Genomic DNA, 17,025 nt, shown 5'->3' with positions numbered 1-17,025 from the left:
GGGCCCTTCGTCGTTGCTGGGACGTCGTCTGCGGTTTCTGATGCACTTCTTGCCGCGACACGCGTCCCAGGCCGCAGGCACCCCGGCGGCGATGCAGAAAGTGCAGCAGAAACCGCGCAATGCCGCAGCGACTCAACTCCCTCGGAGCGCCGCCACGGGCTCGATGCGTCCCGCCCGCCAGGCCGGGTACCAGCCTGAGGCCCAGCCGACGGCGGCGCCGATGAGCCCGCCGATGAGGCCGATGACGACCGACTCGACCATGAGCTGCCGGCCGACCTGTCGCTGCGTCGCCCAGACGGCACGGCGCAGCCCCATCTCGCTGACGCGCTCCATGTCGGAGAGCAGGGCCACGTTCGCGATACCGAGCCCGCCCGCGAGCAGCGCGATGACCCCAGGAACACGACGTTGACATCGGCCTGCGCGCTGAGGCTGAGCTCGGATGCCGCGGCGGGCGCGCTCGCCCGGAGGGTGTCGGGTTCATCCGGCTGCAGGGCGCGCACGGCCTGCTCAGCGACCTGGGGTCCCGCGCCGACTGCGATGCGGATCGCGAGTTCCGTCGGCGCTCCGAAGTCCGCGCGGGCCGCTCCCATGGGGGGATCACGCATCCTGCATGTCGCTCCGCCCGTCGAACAGTCCGTCAGGACACAGGCCAGCGTGACGTCCGCGGCGGCGGTGATGGTCGGGGGCTCCTCGGGGGGTACGTGCCGGACTGGCCTGCCCAAGCTTTCCAACGTCATCCGCCGTGCGAGTCGGCCCGGAGGATCACATGGGCGGTGCCTGCGATGTATCTCAGGTACGACGGGAGGGGGCGTGAAAGGGTTGCCTCATGACTGATGCCGCACAGCTCTTATCGTTCGCTTCCGGCCTCGCGCGCGAGGCGGGCGAGCTGGCCCGCACCCGGCGTGTGGAGGGTGTGAGTGTCGCCGCGAGCAAGTCGAGCGCGGTCGACATCGTCACGCATGCCGACCGGGAGGTGGAGGCGCTCATCCGTGACCGTCTCAATGCGGAGCGCCCCGAGGATGGCTTCTTCGGCGAGGAGAGCGGCGCGGAGGTCAGCTCGAGCGGGCTCACCTGGGTCGTCGACCCAATCGACGGCACGGTCAACTATCTCTATGGCATCCCGCAGTACGCCGTGAGCATTGCCGTCGTGGAGGGCGAACCTGACCCGCTGACGTGGAAGGCGCTTGCCGGTGTCGTGTTCAACCCCGAGTCGGGCGAGCTGTTCGCGGCCGCGGCGGGCGGCGGTGCGACCCTCGACGGCCGTCCGATCCGGGCGACGACGGATGTCCCACCCGAGCGTGCCCTCGTCGGCACGGGTTTCGGCTACCGCCCCGAGGTGCGCGTCGCGCAGGCGAAGTCACTCGTCGGCCTGCTGTCGCAGGTGCGTGACATCCGGCGCATCGGGGCGGCGTCGCTCGACCTCTGCGCCGTCGCGTGCGGCCGCCTCGACGCCTACTACGAGGCCGGCCTGCAGCCATGGGACCACGCTGCGGGAGCGCTGATCGCGCGCGAGGCAGGGGCTCGTGTGACGGGCTGGGAGGGAACGCCCCCTTCCGTCACCTTCGCCCTGGCGGCGGATGCCCCACTCGCCGAGTTCCTTGAGAGGACCCTGTTAATCTCGGCCTCCGGCTGGGAATAGGAGGACCACCGGGGTAGCCTCGTTGGGTTGCCTTCCGGGGTAACCACCCGTATGTCTTTATGAGAAACGTCATCGGACCAGCCGGACCCGAACCCGAGCTGGTCAATTGTGTAGGAGTTGTGTGCGCCATGTCCCGAACGTCGAACCGCGCTGTAGAAACGCCGGAATCCGCGTAGTGGGGGCCAGCAACGAAGGCGCCCTCGAGGGCGCGTCCATGTCGGGCGCCCAGGGGGAATTCGCGTCGCGCCGCGAGCGCCGTGCCGCCGAGCAGGCGCAGCAGGGCCGCGCGACCCGTCACGGCTCCCGTCGGGTTGAACGTGCAGCATCCGATGCTTCCGACGTCGTGAAACCCGCCAGCACGAGCCGCAAGCTCAGCATCCGTTCCGTCGCCAAGCGCCCCGCCTCCCAGCCCCGCGCGAAGCGCAGCAAGCGCGCCATCCTCGGGCAGCTCGCGAGCCTCGGCGCTATGACCGGTGTCTTCGCCCTCCTCGTTTCGACCTCGGTGCCCGCCAGCGCGTTCTACACGGCTGACGACCTCGCCACCGCCGCGAGTGCCGCCGAGAAGTCGCAGTCCCCTGCCGCGCTGGCCGCCGTGCCGGCGCAGGACGTCATGGTGAACGTCGAGGCGGCGGTCGCCGCGGCGGCGGCCGAAACGGTGACACGCGACAGCTACGAGGCCAAGTCGTTCCAGCAACAGATCGCGCCCCTGCGCGGCAACGCGAACTTCTCGTACAGCAACAACCCGAGCGGTTCGATCCAGTGGCCGTTCGTCGGCTCGGTGCCGATCAGCTCCGGATTCGGGCCCCGCAACGTCTGCTCCTACTGCTCCAGCTACCACCTCGGCATTGACTTCACGCCCGGCTCGGGTGTTCCCATTCAGGCGATGGCCGATGGCGTCGTCAGCGCGGTCAACCTTCACAGTGGCGGTCTCGGCAACCACGTGATGATCGACCATGTGATCAACGGCCAGCGCGTGACCACCGTGTATGCGCACATGCAGTGGGGTTCGATCCAGGTCGCCGTCGGCCAGCAGGTCACGGTCGGCACGGTGGTCGGCGCGGTCGGCAACACGGGCGCGTCGACGGGTGCGCACCTGCACTTCGAGGTGCACCTCGACGGCACCCCGGTCGACCCGTACGTCTGGCTCAAGGCCAACGCCAACTGACCCGGGACACGCCGGCTGGCGCGGAGTGCATGAACACGCACTGAACCGCCGGTAACGAAACACCCCCAGAAGGGGGTTCCGCTTGATATCCCGCGTGCGTTAGGGTTTATGAATCCGTTACAAAGCGCCCGCGTTCCCCGGGGCGTTCAGTACAGCAGTGAGAAATCCCGATGCACTGCGCGTAGGAGAACACCTTTCATGACCCGAACCGAAGACGGCCACGTGCCGTCGAGCCGTCGCGAGGCGCGCGAGCAGGAGCGTCGTTCGCAGCGCAGGTCGGTGGCCCCCGCGATTCGGGCGGCACGCGAGCCGGTCGCGACCGTCGCACCCGTTGCCGCCACGAAGGCCCGTGCGGGCCTGCGGCCGAAGGGTCGGGATGCTTCGGCTGGTCCGTCTCGCGGTCGCAATGTCATGCACACCCTCATGAGCATGGGTGCGATGTTTGGTGTCGCCGCCATGCTCGTCTCCACCTCGATCTCCGGCACGAGTCTTGCGCCCCAGGCAGAGGCCTCGTCGCTCAGCTCCACCGAGGTCGCCGAGAACGACGTGCAGTCGCTCGGCCTCGTCGCAGCGGCGGCGGATGCTGCGGCAACCGACCTCGTCCGCGACAGCTACACGGCCAAGGCCTACGTGCCGCCCGTTCGTTTCGTTGCACAGCGGCCCGCGACCTCCGCGAACTTCAGCTACACGAACAACCCTGCTGGAAGCATCCAGTGGCCGTTCGTGCACGCGGCGCCCATCTCTTACGGCTTCGGACCCCGGGCGGCCTGCTCCTACTGCTCGACCTACCACCTCGGCGTTGACTTCACGCCTGGCGCTGGTGTTCCTGTCCAGGCCATCACCGAGGGCGTGGTCAGCGCCGTCAAGCTCGACGGCGGCGGACTCGGCAACCACGTGATCATCGACCACGTCGTCAACGGGCAGCGCATCCAGAGCATCTACGCTCACCTCGCGTGGGGTTCGATCCAGGTGGCGGCGGGCCAGCCGGTCGCGGTCGGCACGGTAGTCGGCGCGGTCGGCAGCACTGGGGCCTCGACGGGCGCGCACCTCCACCTCGAGATCCACGCCGACGGCACGCCGATCGACCCCTTCGCCTGGCTCAAGGCCAACGCGAACTAGCCCCGGTTTCGGTACGCTCGTTTTCCTCCCTCGCAGGCTCGGTCGGCGCGGTTCGCGCAATCGCTGGCGCGATTGCCAACGAGCGAACCGCGTTACTCAACCCGCGAGGAACTCAGCTTGCGAGCCAGACCGTCGTGTCTCCCGGCAGGGTGTCGTCATCGAGGTCTCCGGATGCGAGCAGCACCTTCGCGCCTTCCGGCAGCGGCACGGGCGTTGAGCCCGTATTCGCCACGATCGTGAGGTCCTCGGTGCGGAATGCCAGCACGTCCGGCTCGTCATGCTGCAGCCATGAGAATGAGCCGAGCCCCACGTTGTGCTCCTTGCGCAGTGCGAGTGCGCGGCGGTAGAACTCGAGCGTGGATCCCTCGACGCCGCGCTGCTGGTCACGCGCGAAGGCGCCCCACCCGGGCGGCTGCGGGAGCCAACTCTCGCCCGTCGTGTTGAAGCCCGCGGCGGGGGCGTCTGCTTCCCAGGGGATAGGCACGCGGCATCCGTCTCGTCCGTAGCGCTCGCCGTTGGTGCGGTGCCAGGTCGGGTCTTGACGGGCCTCGTCGGGCAGGTCGATGACTTCGGGCAGGCCGAGTTCCTCGCCCTGGTAGATGTAGGCACTGCCGGGCAGCGCGAGCATGAGCGCGGTGGCGGCGCGGGCCCGACGCAGGCCGACGACGGGGTCGGGCAGGCCCTTGGACTTCGGACCGAGGCCGTCGCCCTGCGGGTTGTCAGCCGTGACGGCGAGGCGGCTCGCGTGGCGCACGACGTCGTGGTTGCTGAGCACCCAGGTGCTGGGCGCCCCGACGCCGTGGAACGCCTCGAAGGAGTCGTCGATGACGGTGCGGAGGGCGGATGCGTCCCACTTTGTCTCGAGGTAGCCGAAGTTGAAGGCCTGGTGCATCTCGTCGGAGCGTACCCACTTGGCCAGCTTCTGGAGCGGGTCGACCCACGCCTCGGCGCACAGCACGCGCTCGCCCTCATAGGTGTCGAGCAGCTCACGCCACTCGCGGTAGATCTCGTGCACGCCCTCTTGCGCCCAATAGGGCGAGAGCGCCACCTCCGCCGCGCGGTCCTCGAGGCCGCCGCCCATGCTGTTGCTCTCGGCGGGCGGGGTCCAGTCGGGCAGGCCGTCTTCCTTCACGAGCCCGTGGGCGACATCCACGCGGAACCCGTCGACGCCACGGTCGAGCCAGAAGCGCAGGATGTCGAGGAACTGCTCGTGCACCCAGCGGTTGTTCCAGTCGAAGTCGGGCTGGCTGGAGTCGAAGAGGTGGAGGTACCACTGGCCGGGCGTGCCGTCTGCCTCAGTGATGCGGGTCCAGGCGGGTCCGCCGAAGACCGACTCCCAGTTATTGGGCGGCAGCTCACCGTTCTCGCCCCGGCCCTCGCGGAAGATGTAGCGCGCCCGCTCCTCCGATCCGGGCCCGGCGGCGAGTGCCTCCTGGAACCAGCGGTGCTGGTCGGAGGAGTGGTTGGGCACGAGGTCGACGATGACGCGGATGCCTCGCGAGTGCGCTTCTTCGAGCATCCGGTCGAAGTCGTCCAGGGTGCCAAAGATGGGGTCGACGTTGCAGTAGTCGGCGACGTCGTAGCCCGCGTCATTCTGGGGCGAGGTGAAGAAGGGGGAGAGCCAGATGGCGTCGATGCCGAGCTCGGCGAGTGACTCGATGCGGTTGGTGATGCCGGGCAGGTCGCCGAGGCCGTCGCCCGTGGCATCCGCGAAGGAACGCGGGTAGATCTGGTAGATGACGGCACTGCGCCACCATTCGGTCCCGGTTGTGTGCGTGCCTGTAGTGGCGGTGATCTCGGTGGCCATGGGCACACCATAACCGAGACACCTCCAAGATGTAAGCGCTTGCATCTCGCCGCGTTCTCGTCGCGGTTTCACGGCTGCCGCGGAGGATCGGGGCCTACCGTCGCGCGCACGGCGGGGCATCCGCTCGGCCGAAGGCTCAGGAGGAGGGTGCCCGAATGTCGCGCAAAGAGGATCTCGCAGGCAAGACCGTGGTGATGGTGGGGGCGTCGAGCGGTTTCGGGCGCGGCGCCGCGATCGCGCTCGTGGAGCTCGGGGCGAATGTCGTGCTGGCGGCCCGCCGCGGTGAGGTCGTCGAGGCGCTCGCCGCCGAACTGGGCGAGCGTGCCCTGCCGGTGACGGCAGACGTCACCTCGTACGACGACATGCGGCACTTGGCGGATGCCGCGGTGCAACGCTTCGGTTCCGTCGACGTGTGGGTCAACAACGCCGGCATCGGGGCGATGGGCTTCTTCTGGGACATCCCCATCGAAGACCACTCGCGCGTCGTCGACATCACGCTCAAGGGCGTGATCAATGGTTCGCACGTGGCCCTGAACCTGTTCCGGGGGCAGGGGCACGGCACGCTGGTGAACATCGCGTCGATCGACAGTGAGGTGCCGCTCGCCCTGCAGAACACCTACGCTGCATCCAAGGCCGGCGTGCTGAGCCTCACCCGCGCGCTGCGGGAGGAACTGCGGATCGCGGAACTCGACGACATCCGCGTCGGCGCGGTGCTGCCGTGGGCGATCGACACCCCCTGGTGGAGCCACTCCGCCAACTACACGGGCCACGCGCCGCGCATGGTCGCGGTCGACGGCCCCGAGATCGTCGTCGAGGCGATCATCGACACCTGCATCGACGCCAAGGAACGCGCGGTCGGGCCGAAGGGCAAGGGCGGCAGGATCTCGCACATGCTGTTCCCGCACCTGACGGAGAAGGTCTCGGCCGACCTCATCAGCCGCGAGACATTCGAGAAGGGCACGCCGGTGCCCGCGACGTCCGGCGCCCTGCACCAGCCGATGACCGGCACGACCGGCATTGACGGCGGGGTGCGCGCGCGCATGGAACGTGAGGATGAGCAGCGGCGTGACTAGGGTCGTCCGGGCCGTATTGAACCCGGGCCCGCTACCCTCGGCCGTATGACATTGCCGTCCGCCGCCCACGACCTGCTCGCGATCGACTCGCTGCTGAGCGATGAGGAGCGCGCCTTCCGCGAGGAGGTGCGCGACTACGTCGCCGCGCGCATCCGCCCCAACATCGGCCGCTGGTTCGCCGAGGGGGTGTTCCCGGCCGAGATCGTGCCCGAGCTCGGCGAGCTGGGGGTGCTGGGCGCCTGGCTCAAGGGCTACGGATGCCCGGGCCGCAGCGCGGTCGAGTACGGGCTCGCGGCCTTCGAGCTGGAGGCGGGCGATTCGGGCATCCGCACCTTCGTGAGCGTGCAGGGTTCGCTCGCCATGAGCGCGATCCACAAGTGGGGCAGCGAGGAGCAGAAGCAGGAGCTGCTGCCGCGCATGGCGGCCGGTGAGGTCATCGGATGCTTCGGCCTCACCGAACCCACGGCGGGCAGCGACCCCAGCAGCATGTCCACCTTCGCCCGACGCGATGGCGACGACTGGGTCATCTCGGGCGCCAAACGGTGGATCGGCCTCGCGTCGATCGCACAGGTGGCGATCATCTGGGCGAACACGGATGAGGGCATCCGTGGCTTCATCATTCCGACGGGCACGCCGGGGTTCACCGCCACGCCGATCGGGCCGAAGCTGTCGATGCGCGCGTCGATCCAGTGCGACATCGAACTCGACGAGGTGCGCGTGCCGGAGTCGGCGCGGCTGCCCGAGGCGCGGGGCCTGCGGGCACCGTTCTCGTGCCTCAACGAGGCGCGGTACGGGATCGTCTGGGGCGCGATGGGGGCGGCGCGCGACAGCTTCATTGCTGCGCTCGAGTACTCGCTCGAGCGGCAGCAGTTCGGCAAGCCGCTCGCGGGCTACCAGCTGACCCAGGAGAAGCTCGCCAACATGGCGGTCGAGATCGAGAAGGGCACCCTGCTGGCGCTGCACCTTGGGCGGCTGAAGGACGCTGGGCTCCTCACCCCCGAGCAGATCTCGCTCGGAAAGCTCAGCAACGTGCGTGAGGCGATCGCGATCTGCCGCGAGGCGCGCACCATCTTCGGCGGCAACGGCGTCACGCTCGACCACTCCCCGCTGCGGCATGCCAACAACCTCGAGTCGGTGCGCACCTATGAGGGCACCGACGAGGTGCACACGCTCATCCTCGGTCAGGCCGTGACAGGGGTGCCTGCGTTCCGGTAGCCTGCGGCTCACCCGAACCTCACCCGAACGGAGACGATGATGTCATTCCAGGCGTACCTCGACGCGATCGAAGACAAGACGGGGCTCACCCCGCGGCAACTCGTCGAGGTAGCGAAGGCCAAAGGGTATGACGACCCTTCCGTGAAGGCGGGCGTCATCCTGCAGTGGCTCAAGACTGAGTATGACCTCGGTCGCGGCCACGGCATGGCGCTCGTGCACGTCATCAAGAAGGGGCCGCAGATCGACGCCAAGCACGTCGGCTCGACGGGCGCCCACCGCGACGACTCAGACACGCTGTGGCTCGACGGCAAGGCGAACCGTCCCGCCTAAGATCGCAGCCCGGCGCCGAGGCCCTGTGTTCTCGCTCCCGGCGCAGGGATGATAATCTAGACCGGTTGCCTGAACGGGCTGCCTTGTGCGCGCACAGGGATTTGCCCCCTTAGCTCATTGGTAGAGCACTTCCTTGGTAAGGAAGAGGTAGTGGGTCCGATTCCCACAGGGGGCTCGATCGACAGGGTTTCGCGACACTGTCGGCATGTGGCTGAGTAGCTCAGTTGGTGAGAGCGCACGACTCATAATCGTGAGGTCGCGGGTTCGAATCCCGCCTCAGCTACCACGAAGAATCCCTGGTAAACCCGTTGTTTGCCGCTGACTCACCTCCTCCCAAAGTGACCTCACGACTCAGACGGTCAACGGTTTGCTTGACCGCGAGCGCCGCCTCGATCGAGGACGAACGCGTGTACAGCTCGGTTGTCGTAATCGAGGCGTGCCCTGCAATCCGCTGTAGTTGAGCAGGTGGAATCCCAAGGCGCGCCAAGCGCGTGAGGTACGTATGGCGCAGGTCGTGAAAGCGCAATGGTCTGCCGTCGCTGAATGTGACGATCCTGTCGCGCAACGCGAACCACTTCACAGCCCGCGCGAGGTTGCCGCTGTCGAGAGGGCCGCCGCGCACGCCGGTGAACACGAAGGGGAAGCCAGCCTCCCTCGCCGCGTCGAGCCAGGGGCGGAGGTCTTCGATGATCGGAACTGAGCGAATGCGCCCGCTCTTAGTGGCTCGCGCTTCGAGTTTGCCGTGGCCATTGGGGGAGAACGTGCGGCGGACGGTGATGATGCCGCGTTCCTCATCCAAGTCTTCCCAGCGCAGCCCGGTCAGTTCGCCGAGTCGCAATCCGGTGAAGGTCAGACCTGCGAGCGCACGCTGTCCGAACGGATGAAAGGAGGTCAATTCGAGCATGCGAGCGACCTGTCTGTCGCTAAGGGCGCGCGCCACCGGATCCGCATCTTCGGCTTTGTGTCGCGACCGGGGGAGCGAGCGTGCGGCGTTTGTGGGAATGAGGTTGGCGAGGACGGCGAGGTCTAAAACCTTCGACAGCAGGGCAAGGGCATCCTGCTTCGTTGAGGGCTTGCCATCCCAGAGTGCGCGCGCTCGCGCGATTGTGAGTGGGTCTAGGTCGATAAGCGGAACCGAACCCAGCGAGGGGTCGAGTCGCAGTCGCCATGCTCGCCGATACGCTGCGACAGCATTGGATACCAAGCCGTCTTCCGTCAGGGCGCGATTCAGCTCGTAGAACTCCGCGAGGGTTGTGGCAGTGACGGCACGGTGAGGGGAAGCTAAGGTGGCCCAATCGGGTTCCATCTGCTCTCCCTTGCGTGCGTCAGCGTTCGCGTTCGCTAACACCGTACTGCCATGCGGTAGGGTATGCAAGCGCTTTTGGTAGCGTTCGCGAACGCTACCAATGACGGTGCGGCGAGGTACGCTGTCGGGCATGACGGAACGCCACGAGGAAGCGCCGATGCTCGCGCGCGAGGAAGTGTCCTTCAACCAGCTCGGCATGGTCATTGAGGATCTCGCCGAGGTGCTCGCGACTGTCGGTCAGCGAGCGGAGGCCGCGGATCTAAAGCGAGAGATCCGACAGGCTGAGGAGCACGGCTGGCCGGAGGACTTTGCGGAGGAGCTGGAGCGCCGGCAAGAGGCGGTCCTAATCCGGACACTCTCGGGATTGAAGCGATTCCGTCGAAGCTACGAGTACACCGAGCGTGCGATCGCTGAATATGCCCTACATGCTGGGCTTTCGCAGCGCGACGTCGCTCGGTATCTGGGAGTTGCTGCGAGCACGATCAACAGGTGGGCGCAAAATCCGCTGGAAGCGCAAGATCTGAGGGACTAGAGGGGTTCCCGAAATCTTCTACACAAGATCAAGAAACGCGGTAGGCGAGTGACCAACGAGAGTGCCCAGGAGTGGTGGAACTACTTGAGCGCGGTGCTGCCCGCCCTCACCGGCGGACTGATAGCACTTTCCGGGACGATAGCTCTCTTTTGGCTTCAGCAGCGAGCGCAGCGAAAGGCAGAAGCGGCTCGCCGAGTAGAAGAAGCCTTCGACCGGTACATGTCATTCTGCGGGTATGTCGCCCGACAGCTTTCTGGACAAAGCGACACGAAGTTCTCCCGGTGGGACGTCTACGACAAAGGGTGGCGCTTCACCTGGACGTTGCCGCAGAAGGACAGAGCCGTGGGGGAGTGGGCAATGCGGATTGTTATCGGCTCGGTCGAAGGCTTCAATGGCGACGCGGGCGAGGCTGCCGGGAACACGGACGGCGACGGCGCTGCCAAGACAAGGGAATGGCGTCGGGAACGACTCGCATGGGCTGAGGAGAATCTGAATCTTGCGGTGACGTTCTTGGACAAATGGAAACAGGGGAAGATCAAGACCAAGTGGTTCCAGGATCAATTGACCAAGGCGGGCTTCGACTCTCCTAAACCGCCCACGCTCCCGTCAGAGTCCACCTAGGCACGAGCTTGGGGCTGCCGCCCTTCGCGCTTCGCGCTGCGGTTGCCCTTGACGGAGGATGCGGGCCTACCTTGTGCACTCGCGGTGCGATCGCACGGCCGAGGGCCGCGCAGTGCCGCGCGTCGCCCCTTCGGGGCTATCCGCACGGCAGCCGCGTGGCCTTCGAGCTATGCAAGCCATCAACGCCGATGGATCACACGCAGTACACGCACAACTCGAGCCCGAACGAATCCGGTGATGGGAGAACGCCCGTTGCCGAATCCGGCATGATCGGGTTGCCGCACCTGTCGCACGATCGGTAGCCCATCATTTCGCACAGGGCACAGTCTGCCTTTGCCATTGTCATCACCCCCTCTCGGCTCATGGGACTGCCGCCGAGCACGGCGCCAGCTCGCGGCGTAGGCGCGATGCGTGGCTTTCGACGACTTCCACGGGGGAACCTTTGGGAGCGTCGGGATCGACGGGCTGCGACTGCGCGAGCACCCACTCCAGGCGAAGCCTGCGCTGGACCGTTCGCGTCAGACCAGTGAAGGACCAGCCGGTGCGATGTTTCGTGCGGCGCGACGCGCTCACAACCTGCGACCGAGCGCCGTAGCGGTCGTGCACGCGGCCCAGGCAGTTAGCCGGGTCGCAATCCAGCGCGCAACGAATCGCGCGCGCAGCCCGTTCGAGCGCGAGCAGGTGCTCCCACACCCGGGGGTGCACCGCACCGCCTTCGTGCACCACGTCTTTCATCACGTAGTTCAACGCCTTCGACAGGTACCAGATGGTCTTCGCCCCGTCGCCGTCCGCACGGAACGCGTCGCACCGAGCCTGCGCGCCCCACTCGACCAACCCCCCGTCAACCTTCGATGTCGCCACCGCCGAGCGCGCTGCATCACGCAGCACGTCAGCGGCAGGAGCTTCCGCACGGTCGATCCGCACCAGGGCATGCACGTGAAGGACTCCGCGATCCTGCCATTCGCGCACGATGAAGTACTCCGACGAGTCCCAGCGGTCGCGCATCCGACGCCGCGTGCGATCCCAAAGCAACCCCGCGTCACGGTTCCAGGCCACTTGGCCCGCGTAGTCATAGGTCGAGGCATTCAGCGGCACCCCGCGCAGTCCAGCTTCCGTCGCCTCATGCTGTGCCCCGCAGCCGCACTGAGGCGCGCGCTGACCGCCCTTGCGCGGAACACGGTGCACAGCACCGAACGATGGTGCCGTGAGCGTCAGCAGATAGAACCGGTAGCTCTCAACCGGGCCGTCAAAGACGCCCGATCGAGCAATCGCGGACCAGTCGCCCCGGTAAAGCTCAGCGCAGGACTCGCAGCGGCTCTTGATGCGCGACCCGCAGCGCACCCAGACGCCTGTGGAGGTCTTGATCGGGCGGAGACAGCCGCGCGCGATGACTTCTGCCGCACCCGGCTCGAGGTTGGTTGTGTCGGCTCGCATAGCGAGCGGCTACAACGGGTACACGTCTCATAATCGTGAGGTCGCGGGTTCGAATCCCGCCTCAGCTACCACAGGGCCCTTTCATTGAATTGGGCAACTTTCTTCAGTAAATAGACGCAGCGAACGCGGCGCGAGCGTTCTCGGCGTCATGCTGGACCCTGCGTGCGTTCAGATGATCGTGAGTTCCCGCAGTGCGGACGCTTAAACACGAAACGGCCTGCTTTTGGGCAGGCCGGATTGCCCTTTCGAGCGGTAACGGTGTTCGCGAGGGTGAGTTCCGTCTACCCGGGCGGGGCCAGGTCTGCTACGTCGACTGGTCGGGCCAGTGGCCACTCGTCAGGTCCCTTGCGGCGACGGGCGCGGACGGGCTTCTCGACCGCGCGATTGCGTAGCTTCAGCATGACGCTGGCGATGGCGCGCAGGTTGAACGACACAATCGACAGCTTGCCGCGACGTCAGCCCTGTGTTCAATCGCTGCAATCCTGACCGTGGTGGGCAACGGAATCACGACCGCTTAGCGACGGACCCAGCGCAGCGCCGACCTCTCGCTGATAAGTGGCGATGGCGAACCGCCGAGCTTAAGCCCGAGGAGGCGAATACCTACAGCGATAAGCAGGCCCGGGCGCCCTAGCCGAGCATTGCGGCTCCAAGTTCTATCGCGCCTAGGCGGGAGATCTCCTGACGGGCACCGTGCTACTCACTTCTTCGTGCAGACCCCACGGCGGCTCTGATCGTGCTCCGCCTGGAGGTCATGCACATTGGACTCACGTGTTGCCGAGCTGAGCGAGATCGTCTGGAATGAAATCGCTCTTAGCCTGGAACCGCCCTAGCCGCGTCCGGAAAGAGGCCAGTCGGGAGTGGGCATCCGAGATTTAATGACAGGCCCACCACACCACGGGGTCATCCGGGAATCAATGAAAGGCCGACCACAGGACCTTTATTCCTGGCTGGCGGCACGTTCCATTTAGGACTCGGCAGCGTCAGAATGAGGCCATGAGCACTCGCCTCGGCCCCGTCAGTTTCACGTTCACCGCACCCATTGGAGTGATGGTGAAGGGCGATCTTTGGTCGTGCGTCGAGGTTCCCGGCTCGGTGGAGTTGTTCGGCACGGGCAAGGCAGTGAAAGTTGTCGCGGCTGTCGACGGTGAGGCCGTCACCGTCGGCCTGCTGCCGACCGGCTCGGGTGGGCACATGCTCTCCATGAGCGTGAAGCTGCGCAAGAAGCTCGGCAAGGATTTGGGTGACCCGGTGGCCGTCCATCTCTCGGAACGTCTGACCTAGCGCTAATCGGATGCGGCGGTGCGGGCGGCTCAGGTGAGTGCCGCGGCCAGGGCCACAGCGATGCTGAGCGAAAGGGCCACGAATCCGATTCGTGTCACCACGCCCCTGCGATTTAGCCATCTCTCGTCCGCTTCGAGGATTTCGAGCTTCGTGTCAGCCAGTTTGAACTCGGCGACCTCCACGGGCATCTCGAGCACATCGTCGCGCATTGCCCGGATGTTGAGCGTGTCGCCTCGGCGCGGGAACACCACCACCACACCCGCTACGGCCGCCACAAAGCCCAGCGCGAGGTTGGCCACTGTGGCCCAGGATGCATCGCTGCCCAGTTGGAGCGCCCCGACCACGCTCGCCGCGCCCACCAGGATCGTCGCCCGCTGCTCCATGGCATTCGCTCGCTGAACGTGGGAATCGATCTCCCGGTTGAGCTCTCGCGAGATGAGCGCGAGTTGCTCACTCTTCCCAGCGAGTGCGCGATCGGCCACGGACGCCTACTTCTCTCCGCGGGGTGCCGGGGCCTCGGGGGCGGGCGGCTCTTCGCCGTCGTCGGGGAGCGTTCGTTCCGCGAGTTCTTCTGAGTCTGCGCCTTTGAAAACGGGCTTCTTCCACCCGTCATTTTCACCTGGAGCATTCGGCGTAGCGGCCATGTCGACTCCTTCGTTGGCGCCGAGGATACATCACGAGCACCACCTGGGAACAGAAGTTCCGCAAACCTGTCGACTCTCAGGGTGGCGCCTCGCCGGACCGCCGCCCGGCAGATGTGGGGCTCTGGGCATGTCCGACGGCAGCTACCGCCGAGGTGATGACGGCGGCCAGCACTAGACCGAGCCCGATCGTGCCTGTTTTCAGGGTCAGCGCACCGAGAACGGCGCCCGCCAACAGCAGGAGTATGGCCCCCGCTCGGCGGCCCCATAGCTGGCCGGTACGGGCACCCAACCATGACTCGGAGGCAAGGCCCGTGAGAGTTGCCGTGACAACGACGGTCGTCACCTCCTTCACGGCAATATGTCTCGCCGTCGCCGCTTGGATTCCCATCGCGACGCCCAGGGTGCCCGTCGCGCTCAGGGCCAGCCCGCGGGGGAGCGAGGGAAAGGCCACGGTCACGCTTGCGATTCCCACCAGCAGGGCGGCGACAACCGTCAGCATCGCTGTGGTCTGCCAGGTCCAGCCCGGAGGGAGAGACCGAAATGCCCGCCCCGCGATGACGGCGCCAAGGGCGAACGCGAACAGAGCGATCACGGGGCCCACAATGGGCAGCCCGCCCGCGCCGAGCAGGCCCATGCCCAGGATCAGGATGTTGCCGGTCATGTTTCCGGTGAACACGCGGTCCAGCCCCAGATAACACACGGAGTCGATGACACCGGTGGAGAAGGTGAGCGTGAGCATGAGGGCGAGATGGAGACGCTCGGGGTCGTGTCTGACGGAGGCTGTCATGTAGGGATGTTCCTCCCTTGGACCGCGAAAGTCACGCGCAGCTCGGGTGTCCGGCGCGAGCGCGCGGTTCCTCCGGGTCCGCCCCATTGCGGGGCCAGCACCCCGGGCTTAGCATCGCACTCACTTAGGCGTACCCATCCCTCGTTCGGGGGACAAATGGATGCAACGGGCGAGGTGTCATGACGCGAGTGCACGTGATCGGCACGGGCGGTACGATCGTGTCGCGACGTGCGGATGGGGCATCCGGTTCCGTCGCTGTCGACTCGATCGCGGACCTCGTGCCATCGTCGCTCGACGTTGAGGTGAGCACGTCAGAGGTGTTCCGCACGGGAAGCTACCGGCTGGGGCTGCGCGAGCTTCGCCTCGCGGTCGAAGAGATCGAGCGCCGCGCCGCAGACCCGGAGATCGACGGCATCGTTGTCACGCACGGGACCGACACGATGGAAGAGACCGCCTACCTGGCGGACCTTGTACACGCGGGCGACAAACCGGTCGTCTTCACGGGTGCGCAGCGCGGCGCTGATGAGCCCGACACGGATGGCCCCCGCAACCTCTCCGAGGCGATCGAGGCGGCCGCCGATCCCGCGCTCAAGGGCATCGGGGTGGCCATCGCCTTCGGGGGGCAGCTCTTCGCCGCGAGGGGCGCCCGCAAGGTCGAGACGCTCGCGCCCTCGGCGATGGAGGGCCCGCTCCTCCTCGCGGTGCGGGGGCTGGATGGCTGGATCAGCACCGCTCGGCCCACGGCACGCGACATCCTGAGCCTGCCGACGGAGACGTTCGATGGCCTTCGCGTGGATGCCCTGTTCACCTACCCCGGCTCGGATCCGGGCTTGCTGCGGCACGCACTCGACGGCGGGGCTGACGGGCTGGTGCTGGCGGGCACGGGGGCAGGAAACGCCGGGGAAGGCTACCTCGCGATCGTCGAGGAGTGCGTGCGCCGGGAGGTGCCGATCGTGCTCGCAACCCGCGTCGCTCGCGGCCCCGTCGCAGGCATCTACGGCAATGGCGGTGGCGCGGACATGCTGGGCGCCGGCGCAATCCCCGCCGGGACGCTCAACCCGTTCCAGGCCCGCATCCTGCTCGCGCTCCTGCTTGACCAGCGCGAGACGGCGGAACCACTCGCCGAACGATTCGGCAGGCACGCCACTTAGAAGAAGGGAAACACCATGGCAAAGAAGATCTATGTGAGCGTCGGGGTCGACGTCGATGCGGTGGGCGGCTGGCTCGGTTCCTACGGCGGCGAGGATTCGCCCGGCGACATCTCGCGCGGCCTGTTCGCGGGCGAGGTCGGCGTGCCGCGCCTGCTCGAACTGGCCCGCCGCCGCGACATGCAGATGTCGTGGTTCTGGCCCGGCCACTCGGTCGAGACCTTCCCCGAGCAGTTCGATGCCGTCGTCGAGAGCGGTCACGAGATCGGCGTGCACGGCTACTCACACGAGAACCCCATCGCGATGACGCGCGAGCAGGAGACCGAGGTGCTCGACTACTGCACCGAACTCATCACGACGAGGAGCGGCAAGAAGCCCGTCGGGTACGTCGCGCCGTGGTGGGAATTCTCCAAGGTCACCAACGAGATCCTCCTCGAGCGCGGCTTCCTCTACGACCACTCGCTCATGCACAACGACCACACCCCGTACTACGTGCGGGTCGGCGACACCTGGACCAAGATCAACTATGACGCCGCATCCGCAAGCGAGTGGATGAAGCCGCTCGAGCGCGGCGAAGAGACCGACCTCATCGAGATCCCGGCGTCCTGGTACCTCGATGACCTGCCCCCGATGATGTTCATCAAGTCGAGCCCCAACAGCCACGGCTTCGTGTCGCCGCGCGACATCGAGCAGCTGTGGAAGGACCAGTTCGACTGGGTCTACCGCGAAATGGAATACGGCATCTTCCCCATCACGATCCACCCGGATGTCTCGGGCCGCCCCCAGAACCTGCTGATGCTTGAGCGGCTCTTCGACCACATCGGTTCGCACGACGGGGTCGAGTTCGTCTCCATGGAACACATTGCGCGCGACTTTGCCGAGCGCTACCCCCGCAACACCACCTCCGAGGGATAAGGAACCACC

General features: G+C 66.7%; 17 protein-coding genes and 2 tRNA genes. 13 read left to right on the top strand and 6 right to left on the bottom strand.

Translation table 11 applies throughout. The annotated features are described in order from the left end of the window. Positions 1–132: 132 nt before the first annotated feature. Positions 133–351 (bottom strand): ABC transporter permease, encoded by a 219-nt coding sequence (locus tag FVA74_RS13780; protein WP_240792242.1) that lies wholly within the window; start codon positions 349–351, stop codon positions 133–135. Between the two features lie 475 nt (positions 352–826). Here FVA74_RS13780 and FVA74_RS12690 point away from each other — a divergent pair, with 475 nt between their 5' ends. The 3 genes from FVA74_RS12690 to FVA74_RS12680 all read left to right on the top strand — a co-directional run bounded on the left by FVA74_RS12690 (position 827) and on the right by FVA74_RS12680 (position 3,923). After that, the gene (locus FVA74_RS12690) at positions 827–1,639 is read left to right on the top strand and encodes an inositol monophosphatase family protein (protein ID WP_147722847.1); all 813 of its coding nucleotides are present in this window, start codon (positions 827–829) and stop codon (positions 1,637–1,639) included. A 175-nt stretch (positions 1,640–1,814) separates the two neighbouring features. Further along, on the top strand, positions 1,815–2,804 hold the full coding sequence (locus tag FVA74_RS12685; RefSeq protein WP_147722846.1) for a M23 family metallopeptidase: 990 nt from the start codon (positions 1,815–1,817) through the stop codon (positions 2,802–2,804). Positions 2,805–3,002: 198 nt separating this feature from the next. Further along, positions 3,003–3,923 carry a M23 family metallopeptidase gene (locus tag FVA74_RS12680; protein WP_168220137.1) on the top strand — a complete coding sequence of 307 codons (921 nt, stop codon included), beginning with the start codon at positions 3,003–3,005 and terminating at the stop codon, positions 3,921–3,923. Positions 3,924–4,035: 112 nt separating this feature from the next. On the opposite strand, the gene FVA74_RS12675 is transcribed toward FVA74_RS12680, so the two are convergent. Further along, a complete protein-coding gene (locus tag FVA74_RS12675; RefSeq protein WP_147722844.1) occupies positions 4,036–5,730 on the bottom strand; it encodes a glycoside hydrolase family 13 protein in 1,695 nt (564 codons plus the stop codon). 155 nt (positions 5,731–5,885) lie between these two features. Here FVA74_RS12675 and FVA74_RS12670 point away from each other — a divergent pair, with 155 nt between their 5' ends. The 5 genes from FVA74_RS12670 to FVA74_RS12650 all read left to right on the top strand — a co-directional run bounded on the left by FVA74_RS12670 (position 5,886) and on the right by FVA74_RS12650 (position 8,634). Further along, a complete protein-coding gene (locus FVA74_RS12670; protein WP_147722843.1) occupies positions 5,886–6,803 on the top strand; it encodes an SDR family oxidoreductase in 918 nt (305 codons plus the stop codon). Positions 6,804–6,848: 45 nt separating this feature from the next. Then, entirely contained in the window at positions 6,849–8,018 is a 1,170-nt protein-coding gene (locus FVA74_RS12665; protein WP_147722842.1) for an acyl-CoA dehydrogenase family protein, read from the top strand. 39 nt (positions 8,019–8,057) lie between these two features. Next, on the top strand, positions 8,058–8,348 hold the full coding sequence (locus tag FVA74_RS12660) for a DUF4287 domain-containing protein (RefSeq protein ID WP_147722841.1): 291 nt from the start codon (positions 8,058–8,060) through the stop codon (positions 8,346–8,348). Between the two features lie 103 nt (positions 8,349–8,451). Beyond that, a tRNA-Thr gene (locus FVA74_RS12655) sits at positions 8,452–8,523 on the top strand. 34 nt (positions 8,524–8,557) lie between these two features. Next, positions 8,558–8,634 (top strand) — tRNA-Met (locus FVA74_RS12650). Here the strand turns inward: FVA74_RS12650 and FVA74_RS12645 are convergent. Then, on the bottom strand, positions 8,629–9,786 hold the full coding sequence (locus FVA74_RS12645; protein ID WP_168220136.1) for a site-specific integrase: 1,158 nt from the start codon (positions 9,784–9,786) through the stop codon (positions 8,629–8,631). The genes FVA74_RS12650 and FVA74_RS12645 overlap by 6 nt on opposite strands. Between FVA74_RS12645 and FVA74_RS12640 the strand changes: the two genes are divergently transcribed. Continuing rightward, positions 9,785–10,186, top strand: a complete 402-nt coding sequence (locus FVA74_RS12640; protein ID WP_168220135.1) for a helix-turn-helix domain-containing protein — start codon at positions 9,785–9,787, stop codon at positions 10,184–10,186. The two genes, FVA74_RS12645 and FVA74_RS12640, sit on opposite strands and share 2 nt — an antisense overlap. A gap of 48 nt (positions 10,187–10,234) precedes the next feature. Then, positions 10,235–10,807: a hypothetical protein gene (locus FVA74_RS12635; protein ID WP_147722838.1), complete on the top strand. Its 573-nt coding sequence runs from the start codon at positions 10,235–10,237 to the stop codon at positions 10,805–10,807. A 360-nt stretch (positions 10,808–11,167) separates the two neighbouring features. Here the strand turns inward: FVA74_RS12635 and FVA74_RS12630 are convergent, their stop codons facing one another. After that, positions 11,168–12,241, bottom strand: coding sequence for a replication initiator (locus FVA74_RS12630; RefSeq protein WP_147722837.1), 1,074 nt, complete (start codon positions 12,239–12,241; stop codon positions 11,168–11,170). A gap of 993 nt (positions 12,242–13,234) precedes the next feature. Here FVA74_RS12630 and FVA74_RS12625 point away from each other — a divergent pair. Next, positions 13,235–13,522, top strand: a complete 288-nt coding sequence (locus tag FVA74_RS12625) for a DUF1905 domain-containing protein (protein WP_147722836.1) — start codon at positions 13,235–13,237, stop codon at positions 13,520–13,522. Between the two features lie 29 nt (positions 13,523–13,551). On the opposite strand, the gene FVA74_RS12620 is transcribed toward FVA74_RS12625, so the two are convergent. Then, positions 13,552–14,004 (bottom strand): hypothetical protein, encoded by a 453-nt coding sequence (locus tag FVA74_RS12620; protein WP_147722835.1) that lies wholly within the window; start codon positions 14,002–14,004, stop codon positions 13,552–13,554. 238 nt (positions 14,005–14,242) lie between these two features. After that, a complete protein-coding gene (locus FVA74_RS12615) occupies positions 14,243–14,953 on the bottom strand; it encodes a YoaK family protein (RefSeq protein WP_147722834.1) in 711 nt (236 codons plus the stop codon). Between the two features lie 179 nt (positions 14,954–15,132). On the opposite strand from FVA74_RS12615, the gene FVA74_RS12610 reads away from it, so the two are divergent. After that, the gene (locus tag FVA74_RS12610) at positions 15,133–16,104 is read left to right on the top strand and encodes an asparaginase (RefSeq protein WP_147722833.1); all 972 of its coding nucleotides are present in this window, start codon (positions 15,133–15,135) and stop codon (positions 16,102–16,104) included. 15 nt (positions 16,105–16,119) lie between these two features. Then, positions 16,120–17,016, top strand: coding sequence for a polysaccharide deacetylase (locus FVA74_RS12605; RefSeq protein ID WP_147722832.1), 897 nt, complete (start codon positions 16,120–16,122; stop codon positions 17,014–17,016). Positions 17,017–17,025: the final 9 nt, after the last annotated feature.

Source organism: Salinibacterium sp. dk2585, from assembly GCF_008001035.1.
GTDB lineage: Bacteria > Actinomycetota > Actinomycetes > Actinomycetales > Microbacteriaceae > Homoserinimonas.
This window is presented reverse-complemented; position numbering and strand designations above follow the sequence as displayed.

What these genes read in the sequence shown, in the direction of transcription:
- FVA74_RS12690 (WP_147722847.1), top strand. Translation starts at nt 827, where the DNA reads ATGACTGATGCCGCACAGCTCTTATCGTTCGCTTCCGGCCTCGCGCGC.
- FVA74_RS12680 (WP_168220137.1), top strand. Translation starts at nt 3,003, where the DNA reads ATGACCCGAACCGAAGACGGCCACGTGCCGTCGAGCCGTCGCGAGGCG.
- FVA74_RS12675 (WP_147722844.1), bottom strand. Translation starts at nt 5,730, where the DNA reads ATGGCCACCGAGATCACCGCCACTACAGGCACGCACACAACCGGGACC.
- FVA74_RS12670 (WP_147722843.1), top strand. Translation starts at nt 5,886, where the DNA reads ATGTCGCGCAAAGAGGATCTCGCAGGCAAGACCGTGGTGATGGTGGGG.
- FVA74_RS12665 (WP_147722842.1), top strand. Translation starts at nt 6,849, where the DNA reads ATGACATTGCCGTCCGCCGCCCACGACCTGCTCGCGATCGACTCGCTG.
- FVA74_RS12660 (WP_147722841.1), top strand. Translation starts at nt 8,058, where the DNA reads ATGTCATTCCAGGCGTACCTCGACGCGATCGAAGACAAGACGGGGCTC.
- FVA74_RS12640 (WP_168220135.1), top strand. Translation starts at nt 9,785, where the DNA reads ATGACGGAACGCCACGAGGAAGCGCCGATGCTCGCGCGCGAGGAAGTG.
- FVA74_RS12645 (WP_168220136.1), bottom strand. Translation starts at nt 9,786, where the DNA reads ATGCCCGACAGCGTACCTCGCCGCACCGTCATTGGTAGCGTTCGCGAA.
- FVA74_RS12630 (WP_147722837.1), bottom strand. Translation starts at nt 12,241, where the DNA reads ATGCGAGCCGACACAACCAACCTCGAGCCGGGTGCGGCAGAAGTCATC.
- FVA74_RS12625 (WP_147722836.1), top strand. Translation starts at nt 13,235, where the DNA reads ATGAGCACTCGCCTCGGCCCCGTCAGTTTCACGTTCACCGCACCCATT.
- FVA74_RS12615 (WP_147722834.1), bottom strand. Translation starts at nt 14,953, where the DNA reads ATGACAGCCTCCGTCAGACACGACCCCGAGCGTCTCCATCTCGCCCTC.
- FVA74_RS12610 (WP_147722833.1), top strand. Translation starts at nt 15,133, where the DNA reads ATGACGCGAGTGCACGTGATCGGCACGGGCGGTACGATCGTGTCGCGA.
- FVA74_RS12605 (WP_147722832.1), top strand. Translation starts at nt 16,120, where the DNA reads ATGGCAAAGAAGATCTATGTGAGCGTCGGGGTCGACGTCGATGCGGTG.